Source organism: Helcococcus sueciensis DSM 17243 (assembly GCF_000423145.1).
Lineage (GTDB): Bacteria > Bacillota > Clostridia > Tissierellales > Peptoniphilaceae > Helcococcus > Helcococcus sueciensis.
In genome coordinates this window covers 48,284-75,015 of the sequence record NZ_AUHK01000009.1, presented here as the reverse complement: position 1 = coordinate 75,015, position 26,732 = coordinate 48,284, and the positions used below count along the sequence as shown (strand labels likewise).

The window sequence follows — 26,732 nt, the reverse complement described above, 5'->3', positions numbered from 1 at the left end:
CAATCTGAAGGAGCCTTTTCTAAAATAAAAGATGGTTTATCATACAATAGATTTAATCATACAGGAAAACTAAATGTAAGAAGTGAAATAAACCTTTTATCAATAGCCTTAAACTTAAATAAATTATCATCAAAGATAATTAAAAACAATTTAGAAATAATAAAATATAAAGCTGCTTAGAAAAATATTTGTAAAAAAGCATAGCTTTATTAAGTGCGCCTATTTTTAGGGGTGTATTTATAAATTTTTGAAAAATCAAAAATTTAAGACTAGACTGTAATGTCTAAATTTAGATATTTAAGAAAAAAGGTGGTGTGTAGACTAGATTTAACTAATCTGCAACACCACCTCTTATTTTTTAATTGAATTAGTATTTCAATATTTTACTTAATCAAACCATTATACTCTCTTGTAAATTCTACAATATCTTCAACTTCAAGTCCTGCTATTAGCCTTGCTTGATTGTATAAAACATTTGTAATTGTTTTTATTGTATTTTCATCATTTTGAGAGAGTGCTGAGATCAATTTATCATATAATATATTTTCAGTATTTACTTCTAACACTTTTTGAGCTTTTATAGGGAAAGGATTATTCGCTTGCATAGATAATGTTTTTTCCATTTCTATTGATATATCTCCTTTATAGCTTAAAAATGACGCATCTTCTTTTAATCTATTACTTCTTTTAACTTCTACAACTTCATCGCCTATTATTTCTTTCATTCTTCTAAATAATTCTTCTTGATTTGACTTTTCAGCTGAATCTTGAACTTCGTCATTTTCAGAAATTTCTTCATCATATACATTTTTGAATTTTATATCTTTATAATCTTCCATAAGTTTTATAACAAATTCGTCAATATGTTCATCTAAATAAATAATTTCATGTTCTGACTTCATTACATCAACAGCTGGCATACTATCAATGTTTCCATATGAACTTCCCGTTGCATAATATATAAATTTATCATCTTCTTTCATTGAATCTTTATATTCTTGTAGAGTTTTGTATTTTTTTGAAGCTGAGGTCTTGAACAATAATAAGTCTTCAATCTCTGATTTCTTTTGACCTTGACTTTCATATATTCCGGCTTTAAGACTTAGCCCAAATTCATTGTAGAATTTCTCATATTTTTCTCTATCATCTTTTAAAATTGTTTTTAATTGTTGAAGTATTCTCTTTTCAAGGTTTTTCGCTATCCCAAGCATTCTTCTGTCATTTTGTAAAATTTCTCTTGAAATATTTAATGATAAATCATCACTATCTACTATCCCTTTTACAAAAGATAAATATTCAGGTAATAAATCATCATTTTTTTCCATTATCATTACTCCATTTGAGTAAAGTTCAAGTCCACCAGAATAATTTGAAGTGTAATATTCTAACGGTTTTTGAGTAGGAATATATAGAATAGCACGATAATTAATTATTCCTTCAGCATTTAAATGAACCCATGTTAAAGGCTCATCAAAACCATATCTTTGATTATGATAGAAATTTATATATTCTTCATCTGTTACATCTTTTCTATTTTTCTTCCAAATAGGAACCATAGAATTCAGAGTTTCAATTTCTTTATATTCTTCCACCCCATCTTCTTCATTTTCAGATGGTCTTGATTTCTCAACCTCCATAACAATTGGATACTTAATATAGTTTGAATATTTCTTAACTAAATATTTAATATATCCTTGATTTAGATATTCATCATATTCTTCATCATCTTTTTTAATATAAAGCTTAATGGATGTACCTATTTCATCTTTTGCTTTTTCTTCTATTTCATATCCATCAGCGCCTTCACTAGTCCATAAAAGTCCTTCGCCATCTTTCTTCTTTGTATGAACTTCTATTTTATCTGCCACCATAAATGCTGAATAAAATCCAACACCAAATTGACCAATGATTGAAATTTCGTCATTTTTATTTAGATTTTTAAAATCTAATGAACCACTCTTAGCAATAGTTCCAAGATTGTTTTCCAAATCTTCTCTTGACATTCCTATTCCATTGTCATTAATCTCGATTGTTCTTGAGTTTTTATCAACCTCTATCTCAATTTCAAAATTTTTTCTGTCAAATGTATCTTCTTTGTCCTGTAATAACATAAAATATCTCTTGTCTATTGCATCAGAAGCATTTGATATAATTTCTCTTAAAAATATTTCCTTATTTGTATAAATAGAATGAATCATTAAATCTAAAATTCTTTTTGATTCAGTTTCAAATTGTTTTTTCATAATATCCTCCTAAAACTTATAGAATTCTTTTGAACTATACTATATTATACCCAATGTAAAAATATTTAAATTTAATAGATTTTAAATCTAAACTTTATTTTTTATACAAATTTTTAATATTATACTTTACTTCCTTTTTTTTAATTTAATTATATAATATAATTAAAAGTGTGAGGTGGAAATGATCAACGAAAAAATTATAAAACATTTTCTTAATTCAGAACCAGACCTTATAGTTCCCGTTAAAAATATTACTATGGTTTTTGCTGAAAACTCTTTGCTTCATGCAATGTTAATTCTTAAAGAATCTAATTACACACAAATTCCTGTGTTAGATTATGATAATAAATTTGTCGGATTAATTTCCTTACATCAAATTTATAAATCTTTGGATGAAGACACTTTTAAAAACTTTGATAAATTATCAGACTACAAAGTAAAAGACCATATAGATATGCATTTCGCAAAGGTCTATGACGATTTTGAATTAGAAGATATTTTAAAACTACTTATAGATTATAATTTTGTAACTATAGTAGATAAAGACGAAAAATATAAAGGAATGATTACAAGAAGCTCTATTTTGAAAAAAACAAATTCATTGCTTCATAATTTTGATAAAATTTTAAATATTGAATTCTAGGAGGACATATGGCAGTACTAATTATTGGTGGTGCAGGTTATATTGGATCACATGCAGTACAATTTTTTAAAAAACATGGCGAAGAAGTTGTTGTCGTTGATAACTTACTTACAGGACATAAAGCTAGTGTTGATGTAGAACATTTTTACGAGTTTGATATAAGAGAAAAAGACAAATTAGATAAGGTATTTAAAACTCACGATATAGATGGGGTTATACATTTCGCTGCATCTTCTTTAGTAGGAGAATCAATGACCAAACCTTCCCTATATTTCAATAATAATGTATATGGAATGATTTGTTTACTTGATGTTATGAATGCTAATGATGTTAAAAATATTGTCTTCTCATCATCAGCTGCTACATATGGAGAACCTGTTTCAAAAATAATAAAAGAAACAGATCCTACAGTTCCAAAAAGCCCATATGGAGAATCAAAGTTAATGATGGAAAAAATTATGAAATGGTATGATCAAGCTTATGGAATAAAATATGTTTCCTTAAGATATTTCAATGCTGCAGGAGCTTCAAAGGATTCAAGTATAGGTGAAGCTCATACTACAGAGACTCATTTAATACCTCTAATTCTTCAAGTTCCTCTTGGACAAAGGGAAAATATATTCGTATTTGGTGATGATTATGATACAAGAGATGGATCATGTATTAGAGACTATATTCATGTTTTAGACTTAGCTGATGCACATCTAAAAGCTTTAAATTATTTAAGAAAATCAAACCCTTCCGAAATATTCAATCTAGGTACAGGTGATGGTTATAGCGTATTAGAAGTAATAAAAGCAGCTGAAAAAGTTGTAGGAAAAGAAATAAATACTGTAATATCAGAAAGAAGAGCTGGCGATCCAGCAATACTTGTAGCTTCAAATGAAAAGGCTAAAGAAGTTCTAAACTGGACTCCTATACACTCAAATATTGAAGAAATTCTACAAGACGCTTGGAATTATCATTTGAAAAACCCTAATGGTTATGAAGCTTAAATATATAAAATGAGAGTAATTTGAACTGACCTCCTTAAAGTTGTTTTTAAGTACAACTTTGGGGCACCTTATTACTCTCATTTTTAATTTTATTTTTTAACATTATAAATGATTTTAATATATAATTTACTCTAAAATCTCAATATATTTTATATTACCTGCTTGTTGCACCTTGTGATTGCATAAGATCCTTCATATTATCTGTAAAAGTCTTATTTCCATTATGATCAGCCCAGATAATTCCTATTTCATCATCATAATTTGAAATTATTTTTTCCGCTTCTTCTTTAGTTGATAAATAAAGTGCTGTTGATAATAAATCTGCTAATCCAGAATCTTTTGTTACTACTACTACTGCAGCGTATTGTTCACTTGGCCACAATGTCTTCGGATCAATTATATGATGGTACACTTTCCCATCTTTAATGAAATATCTTTGATAATCTCCACTAGTTACAACAGATTTGCTTCCTTCAATATATAAAACATCTAAATAATCTTTACTTTGCATATCAGGATTTTGTAAAGCAACACCCCATGTTTTTCTGCCTCCACCAGGATTACCAATAGTTCTGACATTTCCTCCAGCATTGATAGATGCATTTTCTATACCTTTTTCTTCAAGTTTTTTAGCAACTAATTCTACAGCATACCCTTTTGCTACAGCTCCAAAATCTATGGACATCTCTGGATCTGTAATATATATTGTCATATTTTCTTCATCAAGAATTACATTTTTTATATTTGTATATTTGTTCGCTTCAATTAAATCTTCATTTTTTGGCAAAATTATTTCACTATTCTCTTTATCTTTATTATTTTCTCTAATATCATGCCAAATATCTAAAACTTTACCCATTGCAATATTCGTCTTACCAAGAACTTTATCATAATTATCCATTGAAAATTTAATCATTTTAAATAAATCTTCATCTACTTTTACTGGCTCTTTTCCAGCATTTAAATTTATTGTCTTTACATTATTTACATCATCATAAGTTCTATAATTATCATACAATTTATGAAGTCTTTCAAATTCACTTTTTACAAATTCTGCATTTTTATTAAAATCATCTTCACTTTCTGCATATTCAACATATAAAACTTTTGTATCAAATGTATCATAAAATGTAGATGTATATTTTTCTTTATCTTTAGAACATCCAACAAGTATTAACAATAAAGATAATATCCCTATAATCTTTTTCATTTTTTCTCCTCATAATAATTTATCGTATACCAAATATTATATATCAAATTAATTAAAACTATCAAATTAGAATTTTACTAATAATTATCTTATAGTTAATATATCTTTACTTTCAATAAATCTTTTATTATTTAAACAAAAAAAGACTAGAAACTTTAGTTTCTAGCCTATTTTATTTATTTTCTTAATTATTTAACATTATTGAAAGCTTCAGAAACAGCTTTTTGATATGCGTCTATTGTGATTGTTGTAGTTGATAATAAGTCAGCATCTTTTGGTTTTCCTTCTTCAAGTTCCATTCCTGAAACTTCATCTGCTGTCTTTCCAACTAACCAAGCTTCTAAACCTTCGATTTGTTCATACCATTCTTTTTTGATTGGTGAAGCGTCTTTCATACCATATGCTTCTTTAAGGTGTTTCTTTGTTGTGCCTTCAGCTGCTTGATCTGATACCACTTTACCTTCTTTATCAAATGCTACTGTATTTTGAGCATTATCTAATAGAGAAGCTACTACTTTACCTTCAGCGTCTAATCCTGTAACTGCGATTGCTGTTTCAAATTGTACTGATGCACCTTTATCTTCAGCTGCTGCAGCTGTTCTATGACCTAATGATGATTTTACTGCAAATCCTAATTGTGTTGCACCTGCTGCATCTTTTGTATTTTCTGCTGCGTCAGCAACTGCTTTTTGGAATGCTCCAATATCAATTGTAACTGATGCTAATAAATCTGCATCTGTTGGAACGTTTAAATGATGGTCATCTTTCTTTTCTGTTGGAATAGCTACTACTTCTTCAGGTGTTTTACCTACGATATATTCTTCGAATGCTGCAGCTTGTTCGTACCATTCTTTACCGATACCATTCTTTTCAGATACACCCTTCATGTTGTAGTCTTCTTTTAATTCATGTTTTGTTTTGAATTCAGCTGCACTTGGTTCTACTGCAAAAGTTCCATCGTCATTCACTGCAAATTTGTTTTGAGCAACGTCTATATGAGCTTTTACAATTTTACCTTCTGCGTCTAATGCTAAAGCAGCAATTGTAACGTCTGATTGAGCGCTACCCTTTCCTTCAGCTAAATCTGTTCCTTTTAAAGATACAGATGTACCTAAAGCAATTTTAGAAATTTCACCAGATGTAACTTCAGCATTTGTTTCTTCTGATGTTTCTTCACTTGTTTCAACGCTTGTTTCAGCGCTTGTTTCAGCGCTTGTTTCTGTACTTGTTTCTTTTTCATTATTTGAGCATGCAACTAGTGAAAATACTAGAACTAATGCTAATAATAAACTTAAAATTTTTTTCATTATATCCTCCTAGATACATAATTAACATTACTATTATAGTATGAAGTTTAAGAATTGTCAATCGTTCACAAGTTAAACAATATCTCGTCTATCTTCTATAGCCTTGCTTAAAGTAATCTCATCAAAGTATTCTAAATTCCCTCCAACCGGTATACCACTTGCTATACGAGTAATTTTAAGATTTTTTGATTTTAACAATTCTTTTATAAATAGCATTGTAGTTTCTCCCTCAAGTGTTGGCGAAATCGCAAATATTATTTCTTTGATTTCTTCATTAGAAATTCTATCAAGCAAACTATCTATCCCGATGCTATCTGGATTAATCATTGAATTTGGATTCAATAATCCATTCAATACATGATATTTTCCATTAAATGTATTCGATCTCTCAATAGTCAAAAGATTTGTAAAATCTTCTACAACACAGATAGTTGCGCTATCTCTTGTGTGATCTCTACATATATCACAAATAGTGTTTTCTGTAAGATTTCCACATATTTCGCATTTTTTAATATTTTCCTTGACGTATTTAAGCGCATCTATCATTTCTTCCACACTTGCATTTTCCATATTTACAATATGAAGAGCCATTCTCTGAGCTGATTTTCTGCCCACAGAAGGAAGTTTTCTTAAATTTTCTATTAAATTTTCTATTGATTTAGGATAATCAAACATTTTTCCTCTTATTAGAACATTCCTGGGATGTTTAATCCACCTGTTAATGCTCCCATTTTTTCTGAAGCATCTTCTTCTACTTTTTTGATTACTTCATTCACAGCAGTAACTATCATATCTTCTAACATTTCAACATCTTCTGGATCTACAATTTCTTTATCTATCTTTATAGATAAAATTTCTTTTTTACCATTTGCAGAAATCTCTACAACTCCTCCATTTATAGAAGATGTGTATTCTGTTTCCTCAATTTTTTGTTGTGCATCTTGCATTTTCTTTTGCATTTGTTGCACTTGCTTCATCATTTGGTTCATGTTTCCACCACCAAATCCGCCTCTTCTTGCCATAATTCCTCCTTTTAACTACCTTTTATCTTTTATATTTAAATCGTCACCAAATAGATTTTTTAAATTTTCTATAGTGTCTTGGTTTAATTTGTTCTGGTTTCTATCTTTAGTTTCTCTAGTTTCTATAGTAAATGATCTTTTTATAGTTTCTTTCAACTCTTGTTCTACTTTATTAAATATTGCCCTTAAACCTAAAGTCATAGCTTTGGCTTCTTTATCTAGATAAAGTACAGCTCTGTTTTGATGTATCTCTACTTCTTGAAGTCCATTTAGCATCATTTCGGTCTGTGGATATTTTGATAAAGCATTTAAAAGTATATCAGATATTTCTTGATTTGTTAAAGATTGACTTTGTTTTTCTGTTTGTTTTATTATTTCTTCTTTTGAAACATTTGTTGTATCAACATTATCTAAATCACTAGCCTTTTCTATTGCTTCATTTTCGTCTTTTGGAATAATTTTCTCGCTAAAAAAACTTCCATCTTCTGCTAATTCAATTTTATCCGTTCCCGTAACTTTAATAGGAGCTCTCTTTTTTTCTACAACAATTTCATTTTTCTCTAGTGCTTCAACTCTTAATTCTAAATTCTTTATCATAGATTCCATTTGTCTTCTTGACATAAAATCTATAAGTCTTACTGAAGCTACTCTAAACAGCAAATCAGAACTATCAGATTTTTTCATTAATTCTTCATATTCAAGTAAAATATCTACACTATTTATTAATTGTTCTAGACTAATATCATTGATTAAATCTGAAAATTCTAAATTTTTAATTCCAATTTTTGCATATATTAAATCTTTGAAAAATTGAATCACTTCTTTTATAAAATTATTTGGATTTTTACCTTTATCTATTTCAGTATCTATTAGAGAAAGTAATCCCTTTATATCTTTTTCAAAAATATATTTACAATAAGCTTTCTTTATTTCATCGCTAAAAAGCCCTAATAAATCATATACTTCACTTGTGGTAATCTCATCTTTACCTATTGAGATAACTTGATCTAACACCGATAAAGCGTCTCTCATTGCTCCTGAAGCAACATTTGCAATTATATCTTTTGCTCTATCTTCAATCTTAATATTTTCTCTATCTAATATTACATCAATTTGACTTTTAATATCATTTGTAGAAATAGATTTAAATTCAAATCTTTGTGTTCTAGAAAGTATGGTTTCAGGTATTTTTTCAATTTCAGTAGTAGCTAATATGAATATTAAATGTCTTGGAGGTTCTTCCATTACTTTAAGCAATGCATTAAAACCTTCATTTGTTATCATATGAGCTTCGTCAATTATATATACCTTATATTTTAGAGTAGTAGGTGGATAAATAACTTGATCTCTTAATTGCCTTATATCATCAATTCTACGATTTGAAGCAGCATCCATCTCTACTATATCCATTGTCTTTTCTTCTATAATAGATTTACAATTTTCGCATTTATTACACGGATTTCCATCTTGTGGATTCAAACAATTTACCGCTTTTGCAAATATTTTAGCTGTAGAGGTTTTCCCTGTACCTCTAGTTCCAGAAAATATATAAGCATGAGAAATATTATTGTTCTTTATTTGATTTTTTAATATATTAACTATATTATCTTGACCATAAAGTTTATCAAAATCTGAAGGTCTATATTTTCTATATAATGCTTGTTTCATATTCACCTCAGGTTTAATTATAGCATATGAAAAGTTTATGTATAATAGTTTCGGGTAAATATGTAATACCATAATCTTTAGTATAAATGTAAAAGCTTATCACAGCTTTTTAGAAATGTAGTAATAATCTCATTAAAATACATTTCATATTAAATTTACCTAATAAATATTAACATTATGCAAAGATTTTGGTAAGATACTTAAAACGAAATTTGAAATGATTTATTTCATTTAAAATTTAGGAGGAAATATGAATAAAAAGTTATACACACTAGTAGCTGCTCTATTGTCACTATCACTATTAACAGCCTGCACTACAAACAATACAGAAACTAAGGATGAATCTATGATGGAAACAGAAATGGAAACTCCTATGGAATCTAATATGGAATCTGATTCAGAAAATGAAGGAGAAGATGAAGTGTATAAATTCGAAGCAAATATTACTGAAATCAATGAAAACAAATTAACAGTGAGCTTAAATAATAATGGTAATGAAGGCAACTCAGGTGACCCTCTTATCGTAATTATTCCTACAGAGAACAATTATGACCTTAAAGTTGGTGATAATATCGAAGTTGAATATGATGGCATAATGATGACATCTTATCCAGGTCAAGTATTCGCTTCAAATATTACTGTTTTAGATCACTCAGGTTCTGATACAAGAAACTCTGATGATGAATCAGCTTATAAATTCAATGCAACAGTTGTAGAAATGGCTGACAACAGCTTAACAGTTACACCAGACCCAGAAAGCGAAGAAGGAAAAGGAAATGAAACAATTATCGTAAACTTTCCTGAAGACGCTTCATACGACATCAAAAATGGTGACACAATCGAAATCGAATACAATGGTATGATGACAAGATCAATACCACCACAAATAAGTGCAACAAATATCACTTTAGTAGATAACGCAGAATAATAGAAAAGTGTAGTATAAAGTAAATCAATTATTTACTTATACAAATCTTATTTAGTTTTAAGATATTAAAGATTAAAACAAGAAGGGAAACCTTCTTGTTTTTTTGTGTCTTTTAGCTATTTTTAATACTTATGTCACTAACTTCTTCTCTTGTTTTTTTAATTGGTGACTATTTGCTGATTTTAGAGATTTAGACACTAATTATTTTTGTCACATTTTTTGTTTTTGGTGTCTTTTTTCTAATTTCTGGCATTTAGACACTAATTTTTTAAGTACGATTATTTAAAAATGGTGTCTTTTCCCTATTTTTAGGCGTTTAGACACCAATGTTATAAGTTTCACACATCGTTTTTGGTGTCTATTTTTCATTTTTAAAGCTTTAGACCCCAATGTCGTAGATTTAACAAAGTTTTTTTAGTGTCTTTTTATTATATTTTGGCATTTAGACACCAATGTCACAAATTTCACAAAATTCTTTAGTGTCTTTTTTTCATTTATAAAGCTTTAGACACCAATGCCTTAGATTTAACAAAGTTTTTATGGTGTCTTTTTAGCATTTTTGAAGCTTTAGACACCAACGCCTTAAACTTCACAAAATTCTTTAGTGTTTTTTAAGTTTCTCCAAAGTTTAGACGCCAAACACTCCTATCTTCTCAACTTTTTAGATTCACTCTAAATTATATTCTTTAATAATATCATATATGGTATTTTGATTTAGTGGATGATTTATGGTTTCAAATGTATAGACAATATTCCTTATTCCAGTTTCTCTATAAGCTTCCATTTTTTCAATTGCGCTATCAGCGTAAAATTGCTCATCCATTTTTCCAAAGTGTTCCCAGAAAATGCTTTTTCTGCTTTTTGTAAATAGAAGAAAGTCTGGATATACTGTTTTGCCATTTTTCAATATGACAGGATATTCATACTTATATAATATATCCTTTTCAAATAATATATCGGCAATAAGTCTTTCGCTTTTCGACCTTACTGCTTCACCTTTTTTAGTATAAATAGGTTTTGTTATTTCAAATGGATTTGGAGTATATTCTAAATTCTCCCATGACTCTACAATTTCTTGCCATGTAGGTTCTGCTGTCTTAACTAAAGGTTGTATTTCTTTTTTAATATTGTTAAATATTTCCTCAAGATTATATTTTTCTATACTTGACTTAAGTTCTTCAATTTGACCAAGAATAAGGTCGATTGCGAAATTTGCATCTTTATTATAATCTTTCTGAGCTAAATCTTTCGCTAATTGAATATTAGATTTAGAAATATATTTTCTTTTTCTTTCATTATTTTCGTAATAAGAATGTTTATAGTAAACTTTATTATTTTTTGTTAATACAATAAGACTCCCTTTTACATCACCGACATCAAGTTTTTCAACATTCTTTTTTAACTTTTTATATTTTAATTTCAAATCGTCTAGGCTATCTTTATGTTTCATTATTTACTCCTATTGTTAAATATTTGATTATAATTTAATTCTATCAAAATCGGACATTTAAAAAATGCCAACATTATTTCAAATATTTAATAATTAGAGCTTAACTTTCAAAATGTTGTTTTTCCCTTACTTAAACACGACATCAAAAAATTTCCAAAAAAAGTATCTATTATATTTTTCTTCAAATATCTATTGTCTATTTTTCCTGGTGTTGCAAGAACAGTACCTTCTCCTGGAACTTCATAAAATCCAAGTTTAAATGGAATTTCTAATTCATTTGCAAATTCTTGAATTGTTTTGGATTTAAATTCTAATAGATATTTATCTGCTTTGTAAGTTTTTTTTATATAATTCGTAAATTCTGAGATTGGAGCTTTTTCATTTAGCCATTTTTCATAATCGTTATCCAAAACTCCCCATTTTTCAGCTTCTAATTTTACAACTTTATTTTGTAATATCGAATTGACTGAAATATTAACCTCTTGAATTCCTACAAATTTTCCATATGAACCAGGCTGGATTACGCAAGTTTTACCATTTATAAATGCATTTGTAAAATGTTGATGACCATATATAAATGAATTTACTTCTGGAAATTGCGAGATTAGTTCACCTGCCCCATCTTCTATAGATGAATAAAACCATCTTTTGTTACTTACGGGGTCTATAGTTGCTCCACCATGATAGCAAACAACTATAAAATCAACATTCCCTTTGATTTCATCTAGAATATTTCGAAGTACTTCTTCTGGATTTCTTACATATACTTCTTGCGGGCAGTATTTTCCAGTTAACATTGAAAATCCTTCTGTTAATAATCCTATTACTGCTATTTTTATACCTTTTCTTTCAATTACTGCATATGGTTTGAAAATCAAATTATCATCAATACCCACTAAATTTGCACAAATATATTCACAATTTAACTTTTTTACAATATTTTTCAAATATTCTATACCAAAATCTAAATCATGATTTCCAGGAATCATAACATCATAGTTTAATTGATTTGCGATTTTTATAAATGGATTTTCTTTTTCTTTTAAATATGAATAGAAAGTAACTGGACTACCTATAAAAAAATCTCCATTATCTATAAATAAATCTCTGTCTAAATCAAGTATATTTTTCAAACCATTGTCTTTATATCCATGAACATCAGTTGTTGATAAAATTTTCAAATTTTCCATTACGCAAGCTTCTTTCTTATAAATGTTCCAAGTGCGTCGATAATTAATACCACTATGATTATTGCGATAAGTATTATGCTTACCTTACCCCAGTCTCTTGATTGTAGAGCAAATATTATAGGCGCTCCAATTCCGCCTGCTCCTACCAAACCGAGTATTGTGGCACTTCTTACAGATATCTCAAAATGATTTAATATGTGAGAAACTGAAATTGAAGTGATTTGTGGTAAGTGAGCATATTGGAAAGTTTGGAACTTACTTGCTCCTACAGAGTTCAATGCCTCTATTGGAGTATTGTCAACATTATCCATTGCATTAGAAATTAATTTCCCAAGCATACCCACAAGTTGCGTTCCGATTGCAAGCCCTCCCGCAAAAGGACCAGGACCTACAACTCTTACAAATAAAATTGCATAGATAATAGTTGGTATCGCACGCATAATATTTAGAATGAATTTTCCGATTTTTGGCACTATTGTAAATTTCCCCCAAATAGAGTTTGACGCAAGTAGAATAAATGGAATTGAAAGTATTGTCCCAAGTCCTGTTCCATACAAAGCTATCATAATAGTTTCCCACATAAGACTTAGTAAATCTTCATTTGAACCTTTTTGATATACAAAACTCCAGTCTGGATGAGTCAATCCTGTAAATATTTGTGAAATGTATTTTCCAGTTAAAGGTGTTCCCCCACTAAAGTCTAGGAAATAAAATGAAAGTATAATGATAAGTACTACTGCTATTTTTAGAGAATTATTTCTGAATTTTCTTGACATTATAGTACTTCCTTTCTAATGTATCCACTAACTAAGTCGACAATTACAACAACTAAAAGTATAAATAATATTATCAAACTTACTCTTCCATATTGTCTAAATCCTAGTGCCGTATTTAGTAAAACTCCGATACCACCAGCTCCAACATATCCAAGGACAGCTGAGCCTCTTACATTTACTTCAAATGTATACAAAACATTTTGAAATACACTTGTTTCAATTTGAGGCCAAATGGATGTGATTGCTAGTTGGAATTTTGTTGCGCCAATTGATTCATTTGCCTCGATTGGACCATATTCAACATTTTCAATAGCATTAAATACTAATTGTGAAAGCATTCCAAATGTAAAAATGGAAGTTGTCATTACTCCCGTAAATTCTCCTATACCTGAGATAGCTACTAAAATTGCAGCTAAAAGTAAATTTGGAATAGTACGGATTAAACTAAATATCGCTCTAAATATTACTGTTATTAATGTATTTCTAGTTACTATATATGTCCCTAAAAATGCTGCAGGTATTGCAAATAGTGTTCCTATAAATGTACCTGCAACAGACATAGCAAGTGTTACGAACATTGGACGAATTAATTGAGGTAAATAGCTCCATTCGGGCTCAAGTAATTGAGATAGAAATATTTGCGATTGTCCGCTATTCTTAATAACTTCCGTTAAATCGGATCCTATAAAATTTCCTGCATACAAAAATATAAATGATATAAATCCAAATAGAAAAATATTTGAAATAAGATGATCATGTATTGTGTCTTTTAACTTCATAATATATACCTATTCTTCCTAATCAAATATAGCAGCGCCATAGATTTCGTTTAGTTTTTCATTTGTCGCTTCGCTTGCTGGCCTATCAAAAACTATTTCTCCATCTCTCATTCCAATAATTCTTTTTGCATATTGACGCGCAAGATCTACTGAGTGAATATTTATAATTACGGTTCTATTCAAACTTTCATTTAATTTCTTAAAATCATCCATTACAGTTTGTGATGATATTGGATCAAGCGCAGACACTGGCTCATCTGCAAGTATTATCTCTGCTTCTTGTACAATTGTTCTTGCAATTGAAACTCTTTGTTGTTGCCCCCCTGAAAGCGAGTCAGATCTATCCTTCAATTTATCAGATAAATTCACTCTTTCAAGCGCTCTATTTACTCTTTCATAGTCTTCTTTTGAAAATAGTCCAAATAGTGTTTGAAGACCATTGTAATATCCTAATCTTCCTGTAAGTACATTTTTTTGCACAGTATTTTTCTTAACTAAATTAAACTGTTGAAATATCATTCCTATTTTTCTACGAGTTTCTCTAACTTCTTTAGTACTTGCATTAGTAAGAGATTTTCCATCTATTAAAATCTCTCCTTCAGTAATTTCGTTTAATCTATTTATACAACGAAGTAATGTTGATTTTCCTGCTCCAGAAAGCCCAATAATACAAACAAATTCTCCTTGTTCAATATTTAAAGTGACATTTTTTAGCCCTACTACTCCATTGTCATATATTTTTGTTACATTTTTAAACTCAATCATATTTCTCCCTTTTAAAAAGCGACTAATTCTATGAAGAATTAGTCGTCTTAAATTATTAAAATTACTCTGCTGCTGTATTTGTGTATTGTTCTACAGTATCATAATTTGATTCAACTGCATCTGTATAACCTTGATGAGACCACATTGACATTGCTTCTTTGCCTTCTTCATCTTGATTCATATTTTTGAAAACTTCAACAATCTTATCTTTTAATTCTTGAGACATTTTTGGATTTACTGCAATTGCATCATTTGGAATTTCAGCTTCTGTTAAGTATAATACACGAAGTTCTGTTGGAAGATCTTCATCAAATATGCCATTAAATACATATCTTGTTCCTTCAAATGAAAATGCTGCATCTTGTTGACCATTTAATACTGAAGTGATTTCAGATGGAATATCATTTACTGGTGTAAGTGTTGATTCTTTAGTTAAATCAAGTCCTTTTCCTTTAAGTTCTGCTACAGGATAAATGTAGCCTGATGCTGAAGTTGGGCTTAATGTAGCAATTTTCTTACCTTTTAAATCTTCAAATGTTTGTATATCAGAATCAGCTCTTACTAAAATTTCTGCTTTAAATGCTCCTGATGTTTGATCTTCTGGTTCACCAGTTTCGTCATTATATCCACCAAGTACTGATGTAAGTAGAGCTTCTGCTGCTTTTAATCCTCTAGCTTGTACATATGCAGCTGGTGGCATAATTCCTAAATCTACCTGACCAGATGCCATGGCTTCAACAATTGTAGAATAGTCAGTTGCAAGAGTTACTTTTACTTCTCTTCCTAACTTTTCGCTTAAATATTTTGCAAATGGTTCTGCTTTTGCTTGCATTGTCCCATCATTATTTGTTGGAACAAATTGAACATTCAACACGCCACTTTCAACTCCTGATTCACCATTTGTTTCAGTGTTATTATTACTACATGCAACCAATGAAAACACCAAAACTAATGCTAGCAATAACGACAAAATTTTTTTCATAATATATTCTCCTTATATATTTATTTACAAATTAATCCTAACCTATAATATGTATCTTATCAGATATTTAGTTTTTTTACACTAATTCTTGTAAAGTATATATTAAATATATATGTTAAAAATATGTTTATTTCCCTTTTTAAATATTTAAACATCAATTAGGTAAATATACATAAATACATTCATAGAAAAACCGCCGAACATTAAGTTCGGCGGCTAATTAATTTTATTAATTTACTTGATATGGTAAGATAGCTATTTGTCTAGCTTTCTTAATTTCTCTAGCAACGATTCTTTGATGATGTGCACATGTTCCTGTAACTCTTCTTGGTAAAATTTTACCTCTTTCTGAGATGAATGGTTTTAATGTGTTAACATCTTTATAGTCGATTATTTTGTTATTGTCTTTGTCAAATACGCAAACTTTTTTTCTTTGTCTAAATCTTCTTGCCATTTTTTCCTCCTATAAATTCTTCCCTAACGAAAACTTGAATTTTGTCGTAAGTGTCAGTTCGCGACTTCAGCTCAAAATCGTTCTTCGTCCGATTTTGGCTTTCGCTGCACCTTCTCATTTTTGTTCTTAGTGTCAGTTCGCGACTTCAGCTCAAAATCGTTCTTCGCCCGATTTTGGCTTTCGCTGCACTTTCTCATTTTTGTCTATAGTGTCAGTTCGCGACTTCAGCTCAAAATCGCTCTTCGCCCGATTTTGGCTTTCGCTGCACCTTCTCATCTTTGTTCATAGTGTCAGTTCGCGACTTCAGCTCAAAATCGTTCTTCGATCGATTTTGGCTTTCGCTGCACCTTCTCATTTTTGTTCATAGTGTCAGTTCGCGACTTCAGCTCAAAATCGTTCTTCGATCGATTTTGGCTTTCGCTGCACCTTCTCATTTTTGTTCATAGTGTCAGTTCGCGACTTCAGCTCAAAATCGTTCTTCGCCCGATTTTGGCTTTCGCTGCACTTTCTCATTTTTGTCTATAGTGTCAGTTCGCGACTTCAGCTCAAAATCGCTCTTCGATCGATTTTGGCTTTCGCTGCATAACTTCCACCTACAACTCAATTTCGCGTTACACGCTCATTTCGTTGGGTGTCAGTTAGAAAGGAATCCTTTTATCTTCTGTTGGATCAAAATCTGCTGAATATTCAAAATCGTCATCAATTGGTGGTACAAAATCATCTGAATTATTACTTGAAGAGTTTGATGAAGTATTATTTGAGTAATTTGAATTATTTCCATCTTTCCAGTCTATAAATTCAATATTGTTTGTTAATACTTCTGTAGTATAAACTCTTTGTCCGTCTCTTTCATATGATCCAGTTTGGATTCTGCCTGTAACCAAAACTCTTAGACCTTTTCCTGTATATTTAGTAATATTTTCTCCAAGTTTTCCCCAAGCAACACAGTTTATAAAATCTGCAGTTGGTTGGTTTCTTGATTCCATCTCTTGTCTTTTTTCTCTTGATAAATTCTTATCTACAGCTATATTAAATCTAACTACAGCTGTGTTTCCATTAGCTTGTACATATCTTAATTCAGGATCTCTGGTTAATCTTCCCATTAATACAACATTGTTCATTAAATCCTCCTTAAAATATTAAGACTCTTTCTTTACTACTAAATATTTAATAATAGCGTCGGTAATTTGTGATCTTCTTTCTAATTCTTTGATTATTGATGGTTCAGCTTCAAAGTTAATTAGAACGTAGTTACCTTCTTTAATGTGATTTATTTCGTAAGCTAATTTTCTGATTCCCCAATCATCAACTTCACCTAGTTTCCCATTTTCGTTGATTACGTCATACAATCTTTGTAAAACGTCTTTCTTTAGGTCTTCTTCTGTATTAGGCTTCAAAATAACTATCATTTCATAACTATTCATATTGCCCTCCCTTCGGTTTAACCCCGCTTCTATACGGAGTAGAGATTTACTGAAACAGTATACCAAACTATTCTTTTTAAATCAAGTTAAGTATTTAATTTGTAAGATTCGTCTAATATTTTTATTCTTTTCTATATTCTTCCATTATACTTGCAAAAATTTCACCTGTTGTTGGTGGACTATAGGTTATTGCATTTGCTCCAGCTTCTATAGTCTTTATTATTGATTCATCTGTCGGCCCTCCTGTTGCTATTATTGGAAATTCCTCTCCGACAGTCTCTCTAATTTTCTTTACTAATTCAGCTGTATCCTTTCCTGCAGAAACATTTAATATAGATGCTCCAGCTTTTATTTTAGACATATAATCATCTTTAAATGATGCTACAGTTGCTATTACAGGTATGTCTAACTCATTGGAAATCATATTTATATTATCCGCTTTCATTGGTGTATTTACTACTACACCATAGGCTCCATATAATTCTGCTTGTAAAGCAATATTTAATGATCTATTTCCAGAGGTCGTTCCTCCTCCTACTCCAACAAATACTGGTACTGTTGCTGTACTTAATATTGCTTGGGTAATAGACAGTTGTGGTGTAAATGGGTATACCGCCATTACAGCATCTGCATTTGAATTCGTAAGTATAGCAAGATCTGTAGTAAAAATTATCGATTTTATATTTCTTTCAAGTATATTTATTCCTGTCACTTTATCTATTACTTCTGGGACTACAACTAATCTTTTTCTTAATTGATGTCTTATTTTTGGTACAGATTTTGATTTATCTACTCCTGGTATTTCTGCTAAACTATTTATTCCATATTCAGCAATAAAATGATCTCCGTGTTCCGCAGTACGTATTTCTCTTATTTTCGCTTTTATGGATGGTCTTTTAAAAAACTTCTCTCTCAAACTTCCTCCTAATAATCTCAAAATAATTATAACATATACATTAATACAAAAAATGCCATTTTTATTAAATTTACTTAACTTTTATCTCTTTATTTTGTCTAAAATTTTATCATTATGTTATACTTTATTTAACACAAAAATATGGAGGAATTATGCAACATTTTAACCTACTTGAAGATAGATATTTGAAGAATGAACAAGCACAAGCATTAGTGTTTGAGCATATTGAAACTAAAGCCAAAGTCTTTATAATGTCAAATGAAGATGATAATAAATTATTTGGGATAGGATTTAGAACACCACCTAAAAATAGTAATGGAGTATGCCATATAATCGAGCATGCAGTATTAAATGGTTCTAAAAAATATACAACCAAAGAACCATTCATGGATATGATAAAAGGATCATTGAATACATTTCTAAATGCAATGACATATTCAGATAAAACTATTTATCCTGTTGCATCAAGAAATGATAAAGATTTTAAAAACTTAACCGATGTTTATCTAGATGCTGTATTTAATCCAAGAGCTAGAAAAGATGAAAAAATATTCAGACAAGAAGGGTGGAGATATAATCTGGAAGATGATGAACTTACTTACAAAGGAGTCGTTTACAATGAAATGAGAGGTGCTATGTCATCTCAAGAATCACAAGTTTATCAAAACATTTATAAAGAATTGATGCCAGACACTATATATGCTTTCAATTCTGGAGGAGATCCATATATTATTCCTAGCTTAACATATGATGATTTTAATGATTTTTATGATGAATTTTATCATCCTTCAAACTCCTATATTTTCTTATATGGAGATATGGATTATGAATCATATTTAGAATGTATTCACAATGAATATCTATCCAATTATGAATATAGAAAAATTGACTCAGAACTTATTCCTCAAGAAAAATTCAATTCGACAAGATATAGCGTAAACTATATAAATACTACTAAAGATGTAAATCCTAAAGATTCTTTTGTTTCTTATTCAACAATTATTGGAGATGCCAGAGACTCTAAAATTAGAATTCTTTCAGAAGTTTTAACACAAGCTTTAATAGAAAATGAAAGTTCCCCATTAAGACAAAAACTTCTTTCATCAGGTATTCTAGATGTTATAATATCAGCTTCTGGAAATCAATTAGAATCCGTATTTTCAATTATTGCTAAAAATATAGATGTAGATGATAGAGATAAATTTGTTGAACTAATCGAAGATGAATTGAAAAACATTGTAGAAACAGGAATTGATAAAGAACTTATTTTATCTGAACTAAATAACTATAAATTCCAACTTAGAGAAAAAGGTGGATATTCAACAAAAGGTATAGTTTATTTTACAATGGCATTTGATTCATGGCTATATGACAAATCTCCGATAGAAGCTATAGATATTGAAGATGACTTAACTTATATTGAAGAAAATATTGATAATGGTATATTTGAAAAATTCATCAAAGAAAATATATTAGAATCAAACCATAAATCTATAGTTTCTCATATTCCAATTAAGGGACTAAATGATCAAAAAGATGAAGAAGTTAGAAAACAACTAGAAAATCTAAAGAATTCATTAAGCGAAAGAGAAAAAGAAGAATATATTCAAAGACGTATAGAAATGGATGATTTCCAGTCAAGAAATAATACTGATGAAGAAAAAGCAACCATTCCTATGCTTGAAAAGAACGATGTAAGCACGAAAGTAGAAAAAATCGATAGAGAAGTTTTAGATATGAATGACTACACAATTCTAAAACATAATCTTCCTACATCAGGTATTGATTATATCGATCTAGCTTTTGATATTGATCATATCACTTCTCCTGAAGATATTCTTTATACCTCTTTATTAACAGGAATACTTGGTGCTATAGATACAGAAAACTACAATTTCAGTGATTTGAATAAAAAAGTTCTATTAAATACCGGTGGTATAGGATTCAATATGAGTCAATTTAATATTTATCAAAAGAACGAAATTAGTAGAAAATTAATAATGTCAACAAAAATTTTCACAGAAAATATAGAAAACTCCATAGAAATCATTGAAGAAATCATAAATAAAACTAAATTTGATAATCTTGATAAAATTAAAGAAATAATTTTACTAATTAAGGCATCAAATGAAATTTCTCTATATCAAAGAGCTCATGTAATGATGATGAATCGCGCGGTTTCAAACCATCTTCCATATATGAAATATGGTGAATTTATAAATGGTGTTGATTTCTATCAATTCATCAAAGAAATTTCAGATAAAGATATGAAAGAAGTTTCTGAAAAATTAGAAAATGTTTATAATAAAGTATTCAATAGAAAAAATCTAATTATAAATATTGGTTCTACATTTGAAAATGAATCCCTTATACCTGAAATTGAAAAACTAGCTTCATCTATCGATTATAAGGAATTCATAAAAACTGAATTTGAATTCACACCAAATAAAAAACATGAAGGGTTCAAGACCTCTGCTGATGTAAATTATGTTTCATATGGTAATAAATTAAACATGGAATATAATTCTAAATTCACAGTATTAAATAATCTTGTATCTACAGAATATTTATATACTGAAATTAGAGCCAAAGGTGGAGCATATGGTTCTGGAATGCTGACTTCTATAAATAACAATTTTGCAACCTATTCATATAGGGATCCAAATCTGCAAAGAACTATTGATATCTATAATAAAATACCAGAATTCTTAGAATCAATTAGAGTTACAGAAGAAGACTTACTTCCATACATTATAGGAGCTGTAGGAAAGATAGATCCTCCAAGAACAGAAAGAACTAAATCATTCTTTGATATGTCTCAATTCATTACAGGACTTACAAACGAAACAGTTGAAAAAATGATTGTCAATGCTCTTGAAACAGACATTGTCACACTTAAACTAACCACTCCAAAAATAAAAGAAATGCTTGATACAGCTTCTTTAGCAGTTTTAGGAAATTCACAAATCATCGAGATCAATAAAGATATGTTTGATGAGATTATAGAATTATAAGAAAAGTTTACAATCAAAATAAAACGCTAGTTATTACAATTAGCGTTTTATTTTATAAATATATATTATTTAAATAGGAGATATTATGGATAATATAAACAAATACAAATCAAAATCTATAAGCATATTGTCTTTTATAATATTTATTACATTACAAATTATTACACTGATACCACCAATAGTTATGAAAAATATAGTGGATGATTATATTCCAAATAAAAATCTAAACTATATTTATATTGGTATTTTACTTTTTGTTTTAATTCCTTTTATACATATTTTAATTCAGGCTATATTCAACTATATAACCATTGTTTTTGCTAGAAATAGTGGAAATAAATTATCTATAGACATATTGAAAAATTTAATTAATCAAAAAAAATCATTCTTTGATAACGAAAATTCGATAGAATTAGCAACATATGCTTCGAAAGAAGCTGTACAATATATTAATTTTTATGTGTCAGAGCTTCCAAAATATTATGGATATATAATTACTTCAATCATAATATTTATATTGATATTAAATTATTCTGTTTATTTAGCTCTTTTACAATTATTAATAATTCCTTTAGCTATTTTCCCTATAAAAAGAATTTCTAAATCTTTAGAAAAAAATATCGAAAATGTTTTAGAATATAATGCAGTTATTGGTCAAACAAGAGCAGATATTTTTAAAGGGATTGATACCATTAAATCTTTAAGGATTGAAGATAAAAAAATAGCAGAAGTAGAATGTCTTAATACAAAAATCTCAAAAATGTGGGGAAAAATAGCTGCGCTTGATATGATTACAGGCATTTGGATAACAGGGTTCTTATCTATGCTTTTTACAGGGCTTACTTTTGGAGTTGGATCTTATTTAATAATTGAAAATATTGAATCTATTACTATTGGACAACTCGTTTCAATCATTTCATTTTCTGGAATCTTATATATAAATATAAATAATATATTCAGAACCAGGATTGAAATAAAAAAACATGATGCAGAAAATTCAAAACTATTTTCATTCCTAGACTTAGTAGGAGAGGAAAATGATGATAAAATCGAAATTAACGATATTGAAAATATAAAAATTAATAATTTAAACTTTTCCTACAACGATTCAAAAAAAGCTGTTGAAAACCTTAACTTTAATTGTAAAAAAGGAGATTTTGTTGGAATTTTCGGTAAAAGTGGGGTTGGTAAATCAACTATTTTCAATCTACTACTAAAATTTTATGATGTAGATGATAATTCTATATTTTATAATAATACAGATATTAACAAAATAAATTCTTTAAGTATTAGGGATAATATTACATTGATTTCTCAAAAGTTTAATCTTTTCCCTGGAACTATTAAGTATAACTTAAACCTTGCAAATCCAGATGTTTCAAATGAAGAAATAGAAGAAGTACTAAATTTTGTAAAACTTGATGAATATATAAAATCTCTTGAAAATGGAATATTGACTGATATTGGAGAAGCTGGAAAATTAATGTCTGGTGGAGAAATGCAACGACTTGCTCTTGCTCAAGGTCTACTTCGTAAAAACAAAGTTTTATTACTTGATGAAATAACTTCAAATATTGATAAAAACACTGAAAAAGTAATTAAAGACAATATATTAAAGCTTCATAATACTGGAGAATATATAATTATAGCCATTAGTCACAACAAAGAATTCTTAGAAGATTGTAATAAATTGTATGAAATAGTTTAATTTAAATAAAAAATCTCTATGAATAATTGGAAGATTCTGATTATAAAGAATCAGCACCCCAACAGTTGACATAGAATCATAAAAAAATGGTGATGTGCAGATTAGTTAAATCTATTCTACTCATCACCTTTTTATTTTAACCACATACATATATTATTTCTATAAATCATATCCTTGATTCTTAGCAACTTCAAATATTTTTTGTCTTAATTTTTGTTGACTTGAATATTTTTGAACTGCTTGTTCTGTAAATGGACCAACTGAATTCTTTTTATTTCTTAAATCATAATATTCATTCATTTCTTTATCATATTCTTTGAATTCTTCATGATAATTATCATAAATTTCATATTTATTTTCAAATACTCTTTTTTTATAATCCATTCTTGGTTTTATCTGAGGATTTTGATCTGGATACCCAAATCCTATTCCTAATACTGGCATTGTATATTTTGGAAGTTCTAGTATTTCAACTAACTCTTCTGGATTATTTAATATTGAACCAAAAAATACAAAACCCATTCCCAATGACTCAATTGCATTAGCTATATTTTGTGCCATCAATACAGCATCAGTTACTCCTGAAAAAAATCTATCGACATCATGAGAATAGTTTTTCTCAGCATTAGCTTCTTCAAGTATTTGATTATTTCTATAATGATCTGCTATAAACACCCAAAATTCTGGAGCTTCATTCACATAATTTTGAGTTGTTATTTCTGCAATTTTTGCTCTTTTATCTTTATCAGTTATTCTAATAATTGAAGCTGTTTGCATCCCTATAGATGTAGAAGTTCTATTTGCAACATTAAATAAAGTGTCTAAAATTTCATCTGAAATTTTCTCGTCTTTCCATTTTCTTATAGATCTATGGTTTAACATTGTTTTAATCATATCATTCATCTTCAACTCCTTTTTTTGCTTTATTAAATAACTCTTTTAGACTTTTTTCTCCTTTATTGATATATAGTAAAATAATAATTATAGATATGAAAATTATTGATATTAGTAAAAGTATAATTATTGAGTTAAATCCTCTATTTGCACTTAAAGTAATTGAGCTTTTAATTATCCCCTCATCGGTTTCAATATCTTTGTCTTCAAGCGGTACCAACTCAGATCCTTGTACATCGTATGTTATATTTTCTATTTTTATATCTTTAAATGCTATTTCTTCATCAAAAAATATTTTATATCTAAAAAAACTTTCACTTTTCGTTGATATTTTAGGCTGATTTTCAAATAAAACTTCATTTACTCTATAAAAATCTTCTCCAAAATATTGAATAATTAATTTATCTTCCTCATCTTTATAAGGGATATTATTCCTATCAAGATATTTTACAAGGCTTTTTTCTATATCAAGTTTTTCATCTTCGTCTTTTTTATTAAATATAATATTTCGCGTGAAATTATCTTTTCCATTTATTTTAGTTTCTATTGTTGCTTCATCAAACACTATCCATCTTTCTACAGTTTCATTAAATCCTGTAGAATCAAATATTTTAGAATTTGAATAAACTGCTTTTTCATAATTTATTGGAAAATTTTCCAATAAATCGGATTCATGTTCACTTAATTTCTTTTTATCAATATAATAAACAGATAAAACTTTTGCTGAAGGTGCATATTTATTTTCTTCTACTTTTTCATGAATACTATAGTTTTCAACAAATTCACTAGATCCTTGTTCTGAAACTAAAGCAATTTCAACTTTTGATCCAAATAAATCTTCTGTTAGTTTTCTTATCACATCGATACTTTTATCTTCGACTCCAAAAGAAACTATAGTGAATATCTCGCCAGATTCATTTTCTATATCTTTTTTTTCTATTTCAATCAATTCTGAACTCTTAAAAAGAGCATTCTTCCAATTTTCTTTTAATCTTAAATAATTATCTTTTTTAAATATAAGATTAAAAACTCTACTATATTTGTTTCCATTTATAGAAGTAGTAATTATATAGCTATCTGGTCCAATAAACTCGGTAGCTTCATATTTATATGGAGGCATTTTTTTATTATTTATAATAGTTTTTCCATCTATTTTTGCAGTGTAAGATGTCTCTTCCCAATTAGATTTAATATTTATAAAATTTAAATATCCTGCATTTTGTGCTTTTAATTTGATATATCTAAGTAAATTTTCTACTTTAATATTATCTATAAAGCTTATCTTATGCTCAAATAAATTGACATTAGTTTCATAACTTACTTCAATATCATCCTTTACATTTCCTTTTTCATAAAGACTTTTTGCTTTATTTATATAATCATCTATACTATTGAATTGTAAGTAAAGACGATATTTTAGGTATGGGCCACCCTGTTCTTTTGTCAATTCATCATATAATTCATAAGTCAATGGACTTTCGATATTTTCTTCCAAAAAAGTTTTAAACTCTTCTAAATCATCTATTTTTGATAGACTTTCTTTATCAAAAATTATATCCATTACTCTTTGTCCACTGAAATTTATATCAGCAGTTAATGTTTCTTCTGATTTAATTCCGCATGATGTTAATACAAAAATCATCATGAAAAATATAAATGGAAAAATATATTTATTTTTAATTTTCATAATTTTCAAAAATATCAGTATTAATTTTATTTAGTACCAAATAATCTGTCTCCTGCATCACCTAAACCTGGTAATATATATGCTAAATCATTTAATTCTCTATCCAATGCAGCTAAGTAAATATCTACATCTGGATGTGCTTCTTGAACTGCTTTTACCCCTTCTGGGGCACCAACTATGCAGATAAGTCTAATTGATTTACATCCTTGATCTTTCAATTCTTGAATTGCATCTAATGAAGATCCACCCGTAGCAAGCATTGGGTCCAACACAAAAATATTTCTTTCTTCAACATCATTTGGAAGTTTTGCATAATATGGAACAGGTTTTAGTGTATCATGATCACGATACATACCTATATGTCCCACTTTAGCAGAAGGAATAAGGCTAAGCATACCATCAACCATTCCAAGCCCTGCACGTAATATTGGTACTAATCCAAGTTTTTTCCCTGCAAGTCTATAGCCTGTTGTTGTTTCTAATGGAGTTTCTAATTCAAATTCTTCAAGTTCTAAATCTCTGCAAACTTCATAGCACATTAATTGAGAAATTTCAGTAACTATCTTTCTAAATTCGTTAGTTCCTGTATCCTTATCACGAATAATACTCAATTTATGTTTTAGTAATGGATGGTCTAATATAGTTAATTTGCTCATTTATTCCTCCTATTAAATTTT

25 protein-coding genes are annotated in these 26,732 nt (G+C 28.6%); 6 read left to right on the top strand and 19 right to left on the bottom strand.

Features of this window, described 5'->3' with window-relative positions; genetic code table 11:
• The coding region (locus G534_RS0103920; protein WP_027347965.1) for a transposase at positions 1–180 on the top strand (180 nt) is incomplete at its 5' end.
• A 203-nt stretch (positions 181–383) separates the two neighbouring features.
• Here the strand turns inward: G534_RS0103920 and htpG are convergent.
• Complete coding sequence (gene htpG, locus G534_RS0103915; protein ID WP_205617656.1) at positions 384–2,243, bottom strand: molecular chaperone HtpG; 1,860 nt, start codon at positions 2,241–2,243, stop codon at positions 384–386.
• Between the two features lie 181 nt (positions 2,244–2,424).
• Between htpG and cbpB the strand changes: the two genes are divergently transcribed.
• Positions 2,425–2,886 (top strand): cyclic-di-AMP-binding protein CbpB, encoded by a 462-nt coding sequence (cbpB, locus tag G534_RS0103910; RefSeq protein WP_027347963.1) that lies wholly within the window; start codon positions 2,425–2,427, stop codon positions 2,884–2,886.
• 8 nt (positions 2,887–2,894) lie between these two features.
• On the top strand, positions 2,895–3,881 hold the full coding sequence (galE, locus tag G534_RS0103905) for a UDP-glucose 4-epimerase GalE (RefSeq protein WP_027347962.1): 987 nt from the start codon (positions 2,895–2,897) through the stop codon (positions 3,879–3,881).
• Between the two features lie 154 nt (positions 3,882–4,035).
• Here the strand turns inward: galE and G534_RS0103900 are convergent, their stop codons facing one another.
• From G534_RS0103900 to dnaX, 5 genes are all read right to left on the bottom strand, one after another.
• The gene (locus G534_RS0103900) at positions 4,036–5,091 is read right to left on the bottom strand and encodes an FAD:protein FMN transferase (RefSeq protein WP_027347961.1); all 1,056 of its coding nucleotides are present in this window, start codon (positions 5,089–5,091) and stop codon (positions 4,036–4,038) included.
• 188 nt (positions 5,092–5,279) lie between these two features.
• Positions 5,280–6,398 carry a hypothetical protein gene (locus tag G534_RS0103895; RefSeq protein WP_027347960.1) on the bottom strand — a complete coding sequence of 373 codons (1,119 nt, stop codon included), beginning with the start codon at positions 6,396–6,398 and terminating at the stop codon, positions 5,280–5,282.
• Between the two features lie 72 nt (positions 6,399–6,470).
• Positions 6,471–7,073: a recombination mediator RecR gene (gene recR, locus G534_RS0103890; RefSeq protein ID WP_027347959.1), complete on the bottom strand. Its 603-nt coding sequence runs from the start codon at positions 7,071–7,073 to the stop codon at positions 6,471–6,473.
• A gap of 11 nt (positions 7,074–7,084) precedes the next feature.
• Entirely contained in the window at positions 7,085–7,420 is a 336-nt protein-coding gene (locus G534_RS0103885; RefSeq protein WP_027347958.1) for a YbaB/EbfC family nucleoid-associated protein, read from the bottom strand.
• Between the two features lie 15 nt (positions 7,421–7,435).
• Entirely contained in the window at positions 7,436–9,088 is a 1,653-nt protein-coding gene (dnaX, locus tag G534_RS0103880) for a DNA polymerase III subunit gamma/tau (protein ID WP_027347957.1), read from the bottom strand.
• 250 nt (positions 9,089–9,338) lie between these two features.
• On the opposite strand from dnaX, the gene G534_RS0103875 reads away from it, so the two are divergent.
• Positions 9,339–10,016 carry a DUF3221 domain-containing protein gene (locus G534_RS0103875; protein WP_027347956.1) on the top strand — a complete coding sequence of 226 codons (678 nt, stop codon included), beginning with the start codon at positions 9,339–9,341 and terminating at the stop codon, positions 10,014–10,016.
• A gap of 667 nt (positions 10,017–10,683) precedes the next feature.
• Here the strand turns inward: G534_RS0103875 and G534_RS0103870 are convergent.
• The 10 genes from G534_RS0103870 to G534_RS0103825 form a co-directional block, all read right to left on the bottom strand.
• Complete coding sequence (locus tag G534_RS0103870; protein ID WP_027347955.1) at positions 10,684–11,466, bottom strand: hypothetical protein; 783 nt, start codon at positions 11,464–11,466, stop codon at positions 10,684–10,686.
• Positions 11,467–11,573: 107 nt separating this feature from the next.
• Entirely contained in the window at positions 11,574–12,656 is a 1,083-nt protein-coding gene (locus tag G534_RS07860; RefSeq protein WP_051177414.1) for a metallophosphoesterase, read from the bottom strand.
• Entirely contained in the window at positions 12,656–13,432 is a 777-nt protein-coding gene (gene phnE, locus G534_RS0103860; protein WP_034595953.1) for a phosphonate ABC transporter, permease protein PhnE, read from the bottom strand. Before phnE (G534_RS0103860) ends, G534_RS07860 begins: the two co-directional genes overlap by 1 nt.
• Positions 13,432–14,211 (bottom strand): phosphonate ABC transporter, permease protein PhnE, encoded by a 780-nt coding sequence (gene phnE, locus G534_RS0103855; RefSeq protein ID WP_027347953.1) that lies wholly within the window; start codon positions 14,209–14,211, stop codon positions 13,432–13,434. Before phnE (G534_RS0103855) ends, phnE (G534_RS0103860) begins: the two co-directional genes overlap by 1 nt.
• 18 nt (positions 14,212–14,229) lie before the next feature.
• On the bottom strand, positions 14,230–14,976 hold the full coding sequence (gene phnC / locus G534_RS0103850; protein ID WP_027347952.1) for a phosphonate ABC transporter ATP-binding protein: 747 nt from the start codon (positions 14,974–14,976) through the stop codon (positions 14,230–14,232).
• A gap of 61 nt (positions 14,977–15,037) precedes the next feature.
• Positions 15,038–15,958, bottom strand: a complete 921-nt coding sequence (locus tag G534_RS0103845; protein WP_027347951.1) for a phosphate/phosphite/phosphonate ABC transporter substrate-binding protein — start codon at positions 15,956–15,958, stop codon at positions 15,038–15,040.
• Positions 15,959–16,187: 229 nt separating this feature from the next.
• Positions 16,188–16,412, bottom strand: coding sequence for a 30S ribosomal protein S18 (gene rpsR, locus G534_RS0103840; RefSeq protein ID WP_027347950.1), 225 nt, complete (start codon positions 16,410–16,412; stop codon positions 16,188–16,190).
• A gap of 638 nt (positions 16,413–17,050) precedes the next feature.
• Positions 17,051–17,533, bottom strand: coding sequence for a single-stranded DNA-binding protein (locus G534_RS0103835; RefSeq protein ID WP_027347949.1), 483 nt, complete (start codon positions 17,531–17,533; stop codon positions 17,051–17,053).
• A gap of 18 nt (positions 17,534–17,551) precedes the next feature.
• Positions 17,552–17,836: a 30S ribosomal protein S6 gene (gene rpsF / locus G534_RS0103830; RefSeq protein WP_027347948.1), complete on the bottom strand. Its 285-nt coding sequence runs from the start codon at positions 17,834–17,836 to the stop codon at positions 17,552–17,554.
• 121 nt (positions 17,837–17,957) lie between these two features.
• A complete protein-coding gene (locus G534_RS0103825; RefSeq protein ID WP_027347947.1) occupies positions 17,958–18,638 on the bottom strand; it encodes a hydrolase in 681 nt (226 codons plus the stop codon).
• A gap of 266 nt (positions 18,639–18,904) precedes the next feature.
• Between G534_RS0103825 and G534_RS0103820 the strand changes: the two genes are divergently transcribed.
• Both G534_RS0103820 and G534_RS0103815 read left to right on the top strand, forming a co-directional pair.
• On the top strand, positions 18,905–21,766 hold the full coding sequence (locus tag G534_RS0103820) for an insulinase family protein (protein WP_027347946.1): 2,862 nt from the start codon (positions 18,905–18,907) through the stop codon (positions 21,764–21,766).
• Between the two features lie 85 nt (positions 21,767–21,851).
• Positions 21,852–23,474 (top strand): ABC transporter ATP-binding protein, encoded by a 1,623-nt coding sequence (locus tag G534_RS0103815; protein ID WP_027347945.1) that lies wholly within the window; start codon positions 21,852–21,854, stop codon positions 23,472–23,474.
• Between the two features lie 159 nt (positions 23,475–23,633).
• Here G534_RS0103815 and G534_RS0103810 read toward each other — a convergent pair whose 3' ends face one another.
• Genes G534_RS0103810 through upp form a run of 3 tightly spaced genes read right to left on the bottom strand, consistent with a single transcriptional unit; the run spans position 23,634 to position 26,711 of the window.
• The gene (locus G534_RS0103810; RefSeq protein ID WP_027347944.1) at positions 23,634–24,377 is read right to left on the bottom strand and encodes an NADPH-dependent oxidoreductase; all 744 of its coding nucleotides are present in this window, start codon (positions 24,375–24,377) and stop codon (positions 23,634–23,636) included.
• Positions 24,370–26,055, bottom strand: a complete 1,686-nt coding sequence (locus G534_RS0103805; RefSeq protein WP_027347943.1) for a hypothetical protein — start codon at positions 26,053–26,055, stop codon at positions 24,370–24,372. The genes G534_RS0103810 and G534_RS0103805 overlap by 8 nt, the downstream gene beginning before the upstream one ends.
• A gap of 26 nt (positions 26,056–26,081) precedes the next feature.
• On the bottom strand, positions 26,082–26,711 hold the full coding sequence (gene upp, locus G534_RS0103800; protein WP_027347942.1) for a uracil phosphoribosyltransferase: 630 nt from the start codon (positions 26,709–26,711) through the stop codon (positions 26,082–26,084).
• Positions 26,712–26,732 lie beyond the last annotated feature (21 nt).